10 protein-coding genes are annotated in these 9,384 nt (G+C 68.4%); 7 read left to right on the forward strand and 3 right to left on the reverse strand.

Annotated features, from left to right (window positions below; translation table 11 throughout):
• Positions 1 to 18: 18 nt before the first annotated feature.
• The gene (locus QE494_RS12710) at positions 19 to 381 is read right to left on the reverse strand and encodes a hypothetical protein (RefSeq protein ID WP_300043796.1); all 363 of its coding nucleotides are present in this window, start codon (positions 379 to 381) and stop codon (positions 19 to 21) included.
• Between the two features lie 203 nt (positions 382 to 584).
• Here QE494_RS12710 and QE494_RS12715 point away from each other — a divergent pair, with 203 nt between their 5' ends.
• The 4 genes from QE494_RS12715 to QE494_RS12730 all read left to right on the forward strand — a co-directional run bounded on the left by QE494_RS12715 (position 585) and on the right by QE494_RS12730 (position 5,290).
• Positions 585 to 1,088, forward strand: coding sequence for a DUF962 domain-containing protein (locus QE494_RS12715; protein WP_300043798.1), 504 nt, complete (start codon positions 585 to 587; stop codon positions 1,086 to 1,088).
• Positions 1,089 to 1,212: 124 nt separating this feature from the next.
• A complete protein-coding gene (otsB, locus tag QE494_RS12720) occupies positions 1,213 to 1,944 on the forward strand; it encodes a trehalose-phosphatase (protein ID WP_300043800.1) in 732 nt (243 codons plus the stop codon).
• A 62-nt stretch (positions 1,945 to 2,006) separates the two neighbouring features.
• Positions 2,007 to 3,872 (forward strand): glycoside hydrolase family 15 protein, encoded by a 1,866-nt coding sequence (locus tag QE494_RS12725; protein ID WP_300043808.1) that lies wholly within the window; start codon positions 2,007 to 2,009, stop codon positions 3,870 to 3,872.
• Complete coding sequence (locus QE494_RS12730; protein ID WP_300043801.1) at positions 3,872 to 5,290, forward strand: trehalose-6-phosphate synthase; 1,419 nt, start codon at positions 3,872 to 3,874, stop codon at positions 5,288 to 5,290. The genes QE494_RS12725 and QE494_RS12730 overlap by 1 nt, the downstream gene beginning before the upstream one ends.
• Positions 5,291 to 5,299: 9 nt before the next feature.
• Here the strand turns inward: QE494_RS12730 and QE494_RS12735 are convergent, their stop codons facing one another.
• Positions 5,300 to 6,316, reverse strand: coding sequence for a fumarylacetoacetate hydrolase family protein (locus QE494_RS12735; RefSeq protein WP_300043803.1), 1,017 nt, complete (start codon positions 6,314 to 6,316; stop codon positions 5,300 to 5,302).
• Positions 6,317 to 6,417: 101 nt separating this feature from the next.
• Here QE494_RS12735 and QE494_RS12740 point away from each other — a divergent pair, with 101 nt between their 5' ends.
• Together QE494_RS12740 and QE494_RS12745 are read left to right on the forward strand one after the other, a co-directional pair.
• Complete coding sequence (locus QE494_RS12740; protein WP_300043804.1) at positions 6,418 to 7,539, forward strand: DUF3108 domain-containing protein; 1,122 nt, start codon at positions 6,418 to 6,420, stop codon at positions 7,537 to 7,539.
• A 105-nt stretch (positions 7,540 to 7,644) separates the two neighbouring features.
• A complete protein-coding gene (locus QE494_RS12745; protein WP_300043805.1) occupies positions 7,645 to 7,917 on the forward strand; it encodes a DUF3567 domain-containing protein in 273 nt (90 codons plus the stop codon).
• Here the strand turns inward: QE494_RS12745 and QE494_RS12750 are convergent.
• Positions 7,907 to 8,971 carry an AbrB family transcriptional regulator gene (locus tag QE494_RS12750; protein ID WP_300043806.1) on the reverse strand — a complete coding sequence of 355 codons (1,065 nt, stop codon included), beginning with the start codon at positions 8,969 to 8,971 and terminating at the stop codon, positions 7,907 to 7,909. The two genes, QE494_RS12745 and QE494_RS12750, sit on opposite strands and share 11 nt — an antisense overlap.
• Positions 8,972 to 9,019: 48 nt before the next feature.
• Between QE494_RS12750 and QE494_RS12755 the strand changes: the two genes are divergently transcribed.
• The coding region (locus tag QE494_RS12755) for a ChaN family lipoprotein (RefSeq protein WP_300043807.1) at positions 9,020 to 9,384 on the forward strand (365 nt) is incomplete at its 3' end.

Below are 9,384 nucleotides of genomic sequence, written 5' to 3' on the forward strand. Positions count from 1 at the left end.
CTAACCGCCGCGACCGCTTCAGACCTCGCGTGCGCGAGCTGGCGGCCCGCGCGCGGGTGGGGGCGCGGCGCTGCGCCGCGCCGCCACCGCGGCGGATGCAAAAACAGGCCGGTACGCCGGCAGGTCGGGCTGTGGAAGCAGCGTAGGCAGCGCGGCAGGCGGCGCGCTGGCAGGCGTGCACAACGGGCAATCGAGCACGCTGCGAACTTGCGGGGCGGCACCCTCGTCGCCGCGCTCGACCAGCTGCATGACCCCACCCGCGCAGACCATCTCCAGCGAGACGGGCTTCAGGGCCGGTGAGGCCATGGCCAGGCCCAGCGAGAGCAGGAAGACCGCCAGCACGAAGCGGGCTTGCGTCAACAGGCGCAGCGGGGTGGACATGCGCTGATTATCGGGCAGAGAGCAAACGGCAAATGGCAAATGGCAAATGGCAAAAAGCAGACGGCCAAAGGGACCCGGCATGGGGCCGACAGGAGGGCGGGAGAAGGCCAGCAGGCGATGCACGGGTCTTGACGCCGATGGGGGTCATCCTGATCATCGAGGACAGCCCGGCGTCCACGACCGGGCACTCCAGGAGACCGCCCGTGAAAACTCTCACCGACCATCTGGCCAACTACGCAAGCTACCACCGGGACCGCCGCAATGTCGCCACCCATTTCGTCGGCATTCCCCTGATCGTGCTGGGCCTCATGGTGCTGCTGTCGCGGCCAACATTCAACCTGGCCGGGCTGCCGCTGTCGCCCGCAATCGTGGTGACCGTGCTGGCCTTGGCCTATTACTTCGCGCTTGACCTTTTCTTTGCCCTGGTCATGACCGTCCTGTTCGCGCTTGCGCTGTGGTTGGGCGCATGGAGCGCCACCTTGCCCGTCCCCATCTGGAGCGCGATCGGCGTCGGCGGCTTCTTCATGGGATGGGTCATCCAGTTCATCGGCCATATCTACGAGGGACGCAAACCGGCCTTCTTCGACGACATCGCCAGCCTGCTGATTGGCCCTCTGTTCGTGGTCGCTGAGGCAATGTTCCTGCTGGGGCTGCTCGGCGGGCTGCGAAGCGATATCGAGCAGCGCGCCGGCTCATTGAGGGCCTGAGCGGGCGCGGCGCCGGCCGGCTGAGCCGGGAGCGGGTCGATCCGCTCCCGTCGACCTCCTCCTACAGACCCTGGGGTTGTACAGACCCCGACCCCAGCGCGGCAGCTTGCTACGGTCGGCCGCCATGAGTTTCGCCGACTTCCTCTGCCCCAACTGCGCGCTGTTCCTGGATTTCGATGGCACGCTGGTCGAATTGGCAGCGCACCCGGAGTCGGTGGTGATGCCGCCAGGGCTGGTTCAGACCCTGGAACAACTGAAGTCCCGCCTAGGCGGTGCAGTGGCCGTGGTGAGCGGTCGGCCGATCGCCCAAATCGACCGCTTCCTCGACCCGCTGGTGCTGTGCGTGGCCGGTGTGCACGGCGCCGAGCGGCGGCGGGCCGATGGCAGCGTCGCTTGGCAGGCGGTGTCGCCACTGGACCCGGTGGAGGAGGCCGCTGCCGCCCTGGCCCGGGCCCATCCCGCGTTGCGTCTGGAGCCCAAGCGGGGCTCCCTGGCCTTGCACTACAGGCAGGCGCCTGCGTTGGAGACGCTGTGCCTGGAGACCTTGACCGCTGCGATCGCCCGCAGCCCGGGGCTGGCGCTGCTGCGCGGGAAGATGGTGGTCGAGGCCAAGCCGGCCACCGCCAGCAAGGGCCGGGCGATCGAGGCCTTTCTCCGGGAGCCCCCCTTCATCGGTCGCCTTCCGGTCTTCATCGGCGATGACTTCACCGACGAGGCAGGATTCAAGGCCGTCCAGGAACGCGGCGGGCTGGGGGTGAAGGTCGGCGAGGGCCCCACCGCCGCGCGCCAGCGGCTGGCCAATCCAGCGTCCATGCGCGACGAGATGGAACGGGCCCTGGCCCGGGTGGCGGCATGAACGCCGCTATAGGGGGGGACCGGCAGGCACCGACAGAGGGGCTGCAGGTCACGGCAACGGACATGGGAGCCGCAGCGTCACCCGAACCTCCAGCGGGACCGACCTCCGCGCCGACCCTGCTCGTGACCGCACCGGCATCACCGGAGCCGCCGGCCTCGCTGAACGTAGGGGTGATCGGCAACTGTGCCTTTAGCGCCCTGATCGATGCGAGAGCCCGCATCGTCTGGTGCTGCCTGCCGCGGTTTGACGGCGACCCGGTCTTCAATGCCCTGATCGATCCGAGCGAGTGCGGCGCCTTCTGGGCCATCGACCTGGAGGACTTCGAGCGCAGTGAGCAGGCCTATGAGCCCAATACCGCCGTACTTCGTACCCGCCTCTACGACCGCCTCGGTCAGGGCGTAGAGATCACCGACCTGGCGCCCCGCTTCAAGCACCGCAACCGGATGTTCCGGCCACTGACCCTGATCCGTCGGCTGCAGGTGCTGGGTGGCTCCCCCCGGATCCGGGTGCGGCTGCGTCCGCGCTTCGACTGGGGCCGCATCACTCCGCTCACCACTCTGGGCAGCACCCACATCCGGTATGTTGGCCAGCACACGGCGTTGCGCCTGAACTGCGACGCGCCACTGTCCTACCTTCTGGCCGAATCCTGGTTCGTGGCCGATCGGCCCATCAACTTCATCCTCGGGCCCGATGAGACCCTGCTTTCGGGCATCGAAGACACCGCGCGCAGCTTTGAGCAGGAGACGGTGGCCCACTGGAAGGCTTGGTCGCGCGCGCTGGCGGTGCCGCTCGACTGGCAGGACGCGGTGATCCGCGCCGCGATCACGCTCAAACTTTCGCTGTTCGAGGACACCGGCGCGATCGTGGCCGCAATGACCACCAGCATCCCCGAAGCACCCGACAGCGGACGCAACTGGGATTACCGCTTTTGTTGGCTGCGCGACGCCTTCTTCGTGGTGCGGGCCCTCAACGGCATCTCCGAGGTGGCCACGATGGAGGACTACCTGCGCTGGCTGAACAACGTGGTGGTGCGCTCGCGTGGGGGCCACATCCAGCCCCTGTACGGCATTGGCCAGGAGACGCACCTGCCCGAGTCGGTCATGAGCCACCTGCCTGGCTATCGGGGCATGGGGCCGGTGCGGGTGGGCAACCAAGCGGCCGAGCACTTTCAGCACGACGTCTACGGCAACATCATCCTGGGCGCTTCCCAGGCCTTTCATGATCACCGATTGCTGCATCGTGCCGGCCGGCCGGAGTTCATCCACCTGGAGGCGGTGGGGGAGCAGGCCTTTCGGGTCCACGATCAGCCCGACGCGGGCATGTGGGAACTGCGCAGCCGGGCACGTGTGCACACCTCCTCGTCCCTCATGTGCTGGGCGGCGTGCGACCGTCTTGCCAAGGTGGCCCATAGCCTGGGCCTGCCCACGCGCAACGCGGTCTGGCGCGGACGGGCCGACACCATCCGCGCGCGCATCCTGCGCGATGCCTGGAGCGAGCGGCGCCAGGCCTTCGCCGAGAGTTTTGGCGGCGAGGACCTCGACGCCAGCGTGCTGCTGATGACAGAGGTGGGCTTCATCGACCCTTGTGATCCGCGCTTTCTCTCGACGGTGCAGGCGCTCGAGCGCTCGCTGTGCGATGGCCCCTTCATGCGACGCTACGAGGCGCCCGATGACTTCGGCCGACCCGCCACGGCCTTCAACATCTGCACCTTCTGGCGCATCGACGCGCTGGCGCGCATCGGCCGGCGCGAAGAGGCGCGAGACATCTTCGAGATGATGCTGGCCGCCCGCAACCCGCTGGGCCTGCTGTCGGAGGACACGCATGCCGCCACGGGCGAGATGTGGGGCAATTTTCCGCAGACCTACTCCATGGTGGGCCTGATCAACGCCGCGGTGCGCCTGTCGGCGCGCTGGGACACGGTGATCTGATGGCGCGCCTGGTGGTGGTGTCCAACCGAGTGGCCGACCCGCGCCGCACCGCCGCGGGCGGCCTGGCGGTGGCCCTGTCCGAGGTGCTGCAAGCCACCGGGGGCATGTGGTTCGGCTGGAGCGGGAAGGTGATTGCAGCGGCCGATGGCGGCCGCCCCGGCGAGGGCAAGGCGCATCGGCACCAGGCCGGGCCGGTGAAGCTGGTGACCGTGGACCTGAGCGACGAAGACCACCGCGCTTACTACCTGGGCTATGCCAACGGCGTGCTCTGGCCCGTTTTTCATTACCGCCTGGACCTGGCCGACTTCGATGCCGGCTACATCGAGGGCTACCGGCGGGTGAATCAGCTGTTCGCCCGGCTGCTGGCACCGCTGCTCAAGCCCGACGATCTGGTCTGGGTCCACGACTACCACCTGATGCCGCTGGCCAGCGAGCTTCGCGCGCTGGGCTGCCAGCAACGCATCGGCTTTTTCCTCCACATCCCGCTGCCGCCACCCATGATCCTGGCGGCCATCCCGGGCCACGACTGGCTTGTGCGCAGTCTGTGCGCCTTCGACGTGGTGGGCTTCCAGAGCGAGACCGACCACCAGCACTTTTGCGGGTACATCGAGCACGAGGCCAAGGCACAGTCGCTCGGGGAGGGGCGCTGGCGCGTCTTCAACCGCACCCTGCACGCGGGCGCCTGGCCAATCGGCATCGACGTCGACGAGCTGGAGGCGCTGGCCAAGGCCCCCGAGGCACGCGACATGCACGCACGGATGCGCCGCGAATATTCGCGTCGCATGCTGTTGGTAGGGGTGGACCGGCTCGACTATTCCAAGGGCTTGCCGCAGCGCATGCGGGCCTTCCGCCATCTGCTGCAACGGCACCCGGAAACCCATCGCAACGCCACCCTGGTGCAGATTGCCTCTCCCAGTCGGGAGGATGTCAGCGCCTACAGCGACATCCTGCACGAGCTCGAGAGCCTGTGTGGCTCGATCAACGGCAACTTCGGTGACCTCGAGTGGATGCCGGTGCGCTACATCCACCGTACGGTCGCCCGCCCACGCCTGCCGGGCTTGTTTCGCGCTTCGAGGGTGGCGTTGGTAACCCCGCTGCGCGATGGGATGAATCTGGTCGCCAAGGAGTTCATCGTGTCGCAGGACGCGGAGGACCCGGGCGTGCTGATTCTTTCCCGCTTCGCCGGCGCCGCCGAACAGTTACATCAAGCCCTGCTGGTCAACCCCTACGACACCGAGGGCACGGCCGACGCGATCCATCTGGCACTGCAGATGCCGCTGGAGGAGCGGCGCGCCCGGCATGAGGCGCTGCTGGCGACCTGCAGGAGCCAGGACGTCCACTGGTGGTGCGAGAGCTTCCTGTCGGCGCTGCGGCAGGCGCAGGCACAGGAGTCAGGCACGCCCTGGCTGAGGCTGTAGGGGGGCCTGTCAGTCGACCCGGGCCTGCACGACCTTCTGCTCGATCGCACCAAAGACGCTCTGTCCGTCCCGACCCTTCATCTCGATGCGAACCTGGTCGCCAAACTTCATGTAGCCGGTGCTGGGTTGGCCGTCCTGCAAGGTCTCCATCGCGCGCTTTTCGGCGATGCAGCTATAGCCCCTGGGCCACTCGGGATGGCCGTCCTTGCCTTCAGTGGGCGCATTGCTCACGGAGCCGGAGCCGACCAGGGTGCCGGCCTGTACCGGACGGGTGCCGCACAGGTTGGCGATGAGCTGGCCGAAGTGAAAGGCCATGTCGGCGCCCGCATCGTTCATGCCCACCTTGCGGCCGTTCCAGGTCACCGCCAGTGGCAGGTGCACCCGGCCCTCCGCCCAAGCCTCGCCAAGCTCGTCGGGCGTCACCGCCACCGGGCTGAAGGCGGTGGCGGGCTTGGCTTGGCAAAAGCCATAGCCCTTGGCCACCTCCAGCGGCACCAGCTCGCGCAGGGTGATGTCGTTGGCCAGCATGAGGAGGCGCACGCTGTCCAGGCCCTGCTCGGGCGAGGCGCCGCGCGCCACGTCGCCCGTGACCACGACGACTTCGGCCTCAAAGTCCAGACCCAGGTCTTCCAGCTCCACCGCCACATCGTCGCAAGGGCCCAGGAAGGCGTCACTGGGCAATTGATAGAGGCAAGGCACGCTGGCCATGTCTTGCGGGAGCGGCGCCCCTCGGGCACGCCGGACCAGCTCGATGTGGTGGAGATAGGCCGAGCCGTCGGCCCACTGGCCAGTGCGCGGCAGCGGCGCCATGCAGCGCTGCGGGTCGAAGGGGAAGGCATGACGGGCCCTGCCCTGGTTGAGGGCGTCGTACAGATCCTGCAACTGCGGCGCGAGGAAGTTCCAGTCATCGAGCGCTTGCTGCAGCCGGCCGGCAATGCCGGTGGCGTAGTGGGCGGTGGCCAGGTCACGGGACACGACGACGAGCTGGCCGTCGCGCGAGCCGTCCTTGTAGGTTGCAAGCTTCATGGGGTGTTTGCAGCCGGGGTGGGACGTAGCCTTGCGGCCACCCGCCTCCGCTTTGATGCTGCGTTTTGACGAGTCGAAATTCTAGCCAGCCCCAAGCCCCTGTGGCCGGTCCGTCGGCCGCATGGCTCGCTGCGATGGCGGCGCTGCTGCTGGCTGTGCATCTGCTGCTGATCCTGGGCTCCGGGTCGCCGGGTGGCCTGCCGGCAGGCCAATCGGGCGAGGCGCGGCCCGTCATCCAGCTGCTGCGCCCCGCGCAGGACAAACCGACGCCCCGGGCGGCGACTGTTGCGCCTGGCGCGCTCGCACAGCCTTCCGGACCGACCGAAGCGTTGACGACTGACTCGCCCGCACACACGAGATCTGCTGCCCCTGCCCCTGCCCCTGCCCCTGCCCCTGCCCCTGCCCCTGCTCCGGCTCCGGCTCCGGCTCCGGCTCCTCCTGCGGCCGCTACATCCGCCTCCCTGCCCGAGGCCGGGGTCGAGGCGGATCGCGACGGCCTCGGCTGGCAAGCCAGCAACCTGCGCATCCCCTCTGCGCAGACCCTGGTCTATGCGCTGAGTGGCCGATCGCGCGCTCAGCCCTTCCAGGGCGAGGCAGAGTTGGACTGGCGGCATGACGGCCAGCAGTACGAGGCGCACTTGCGCCAGCGCTGGGCAAGTGGGCTGCGCGAAATGACCAGCACCGGCCGACTGACGGCCGAGGGCCTCACGCCCGACCGCTTCAGCGACCGCAGCCAGGGCCGGGGCGAGCTGGCCGCGCACTTCGAGCCGGCGGCGGGGCTCGGCGCTACCGTGCCTCCCCAGGAAGGAGCGGGCCGCGCGGGCGGCGCCCGTGTCCGCTTCAGTGGCAACCAGCCCGATGCCGAGCTGCCTGCAGGTGCTCAGGACCGACTGAGCGTCGTCATGCAGTTGGCCGCTCGGGTAGCGGGCCTCGGCCGCCCGCTGCGAACCGGCGAGACGCTGGATTTCCCCGTCGCCACCGCCCGCGCCGGGGCCACCTGGCGGTTTCGGTATGAGGGCACGGTCTGGCTGCCAGGTCCGGATGGCAATCGGGAGGCACTTCGGGAGGCCTTGCATCTGCGCCGGCGGCCGGAGGGGCCGCATGACCTGGACATCGAGCTCTGGCTGGCGCCAGACCTGGACTACCTGCCTCTGCAATGGCGACTGGCGCAGGACAACGGCGACTGGCTGGAGCAGCGCTGGACCGGCGACTACCGTCCCTAGCGGCGCCGCCGAACACGCTCGGGCCACGAAAAGGCCTACACGCGCCCCAGCTCTTGAAAGCCGACCCAGTGGGGCCAGTTACGATGCAGGAAGGAGGCGCAGTACATGCACATGCTTTATGACTCCGACAGCTTCGTGGTCGTCCACATGCTGGCCAACCAGACAGCGGAAGGCGAGCAGGCGCCAGACGTCGCCCGTCACGGCTTCGAGATCGTCGACAAGCGCGTCAACAAGGAGGTTTACCTCGACGGCAGATGGGCCGAGGTGTTCCAGCGCCAGATCCTGGCCTGGCAACGGCAAACCCCGACCCAGGCGGAGGTCGAGGACATGCTGGGTCGCTACGCCGAGTTGGCCCAGAACCCGCTGATCATGCACTGATCTCGTGGCGGTAGAGCCAGCGATAGAGCGGGGCCACGATCAGCAGCACCGCGATCAGACGGCAGACCTGAAAGGCGGTGACCAAAGGCACGCCCAGCTGAAGTACCTTGGCGGTGATCGCCATCTCTGCGATCCCGCCGGGGGCGGTGCCCAGGATCAGGGTTCCCAGATTGAGGCCGGTCAGCTGGACCATCGTCCAGGAAAAGCCGACGGAAACGGCGATCGACAGGACGGTGCCTAGGACGGCCACTGCAATCCATCGCGGAGCCTGGCCGAGGAATTCCCGGCGGAAACGAATCCCCAGGCTGATGCCGATCACAAGCTGGGCGGCACTGGAGAGTTCGGGTGGCATGGCCGAGAGCTGGATCCCCGATGCCGACAGTGCCATGGTGGTCCCCAGGGCACCAATGAACCAGGGGTTGACCCAGCCCAGCGCCCGGATGACCAGGCAGCCCAGACCGCTGGCCCCGAGCAGCACAGCCAGCTCCGGCCAGCGCACCTCGCGCATGCCGGGTACGGTGGCGTCCATGCCGTGCAAGCCAGCCCAGGTGAAACCAAAGGGAATGCACACAGTGACCACCAGCATCCGCAGGCTGTGCGCGCCCGCCACCAGGTCGGAGCGGGCGCCCTCGCGCTCCGACAGCAGGGTCATCTCCGACGCCCCACCGATCGTGCCGGAAAAATAGCTGGTGGCGCGGCGCGCACGCGCCGTACCCTCCAAGCCCGGCAGGCCAAACCGGTGCAGGAACCAGCCCAGACCCAAACCCAGGACCAGCGCCCAAGCGATGGCCAGCAGCACCATCCACCAAAGCGGCAGCAAGAGCTGGGTCATCGCAGGCGTGAAGTACAGGCCCAGCGAGGTGGCGATGAGCCACTGGGCCATATTGCGCAGCGGGATAGGGCTGCTCACCGGCAAACCCGCAATAGAGACGAAAGCGGTGGCCAGCAACGGGCCGATCATCCAAGGCAGAGGGAGAGCCAAGGCGCTCCAGCCAAGCGCGGCCACCAGCGCGAGCGCCATGGTGGCAAGCGTACGAAATACGTAACGGGTCATCGTGGTGACGGCCAGCGAGCTGAGCCGTAAGCCCCGTAGTATCGCCGCATGGCCGACCACCCCCATTCGTCCCGTCACTTGCGCCGCACTTGCCAACGTGGCACCTGGGCTGCTGCCGCCGCCGCCGTGCTGGCCCTGGCAGCTTGCGCCGGGCCCGCTGTGGAGCGCGAGGAGGCAGCGGCCCTGCTGCTAGGGGAGCAGCATGACGCACCTTTGCACCAGCAGGAACATGCGCGCGTGGTGGGCGATCTGGCAGCCCGGGGGCGGCTGGCAGGCCTGGCGCTGGAGATGGCCGAGCAGGGAGCTGGCACCACAAACCTGCCGCCCTCGGCCACCGAGGCCGCAGTCCGCACGGCGCTGCACTGGGACGAGGCGGGCTGGCCCTGGGCACCCTATGCGCCGGCGGTCATGGC

Source organism: Ramlibacter sp. (assembly GCF_029866045.1).
Taxonomy (GTDB): Bacteria; Pseudomonadota; Gammaproteobacteria; order Burkholderiales; family Burkholderiaceae_C; genus Ramlibacter.

What these genes read in the sequence shown, in the direction of transcription:
- QE494_RS12710 (WP_300043796.1), bottom strand. Translation starts at nt 381, where the DNA reads ATGTCCACCCCGCTGCGCCTGTTGACGCAAGCCCGCTTCGTGCTGGCG.
- QE494_RS12735 (WP_300043803.1), bottom strand. Translation starts at nt 6,316, where the DNA reads ATGAAGCTTGCAACCTACAAGGACGGCTCGCGCGACGGCCAGCTCGTC.
- QE494_RS12725 (WP_300043808.1), top strand. Translation starts at nt 2,007, where the DNA reads ATGGGAGCCGCAGCGTCACCCGAACCTCCAGCGGGACCGACCTCCGCG.
- QE494_RS12745 (WP_300043805.1), top strand. Translation starts at nt 7,645, where the DNA reads ATGCACATGCTTTATGACTCCGACAGCTTCGTGGTCGTCCACATGCTG.
- QE494_RS12730 (WP_300043801.1), top strand. Translation starts at nt 3,872, where the DNA reads ATGGCGCGCCTGGTGGTGGTGTCCAACCGAGTGGCCGACCCGCGCCGC.
- QE494_RS12750 (WP_300043806.1), bottom strand. Translation starts at nt 8,971, where the DNA reads ATGACCCGTTACGTATTTCGTACGCTTGCCACCATGGCGCTCGCGCTG.
- otsB (WP_300043800.1), top strand. Translation starts at nt 1,213, where the DNA reads ATGAGTTTCGCCGACTTCCTCTGCCCCAACTGCGCGCTGTTCCTGGAT.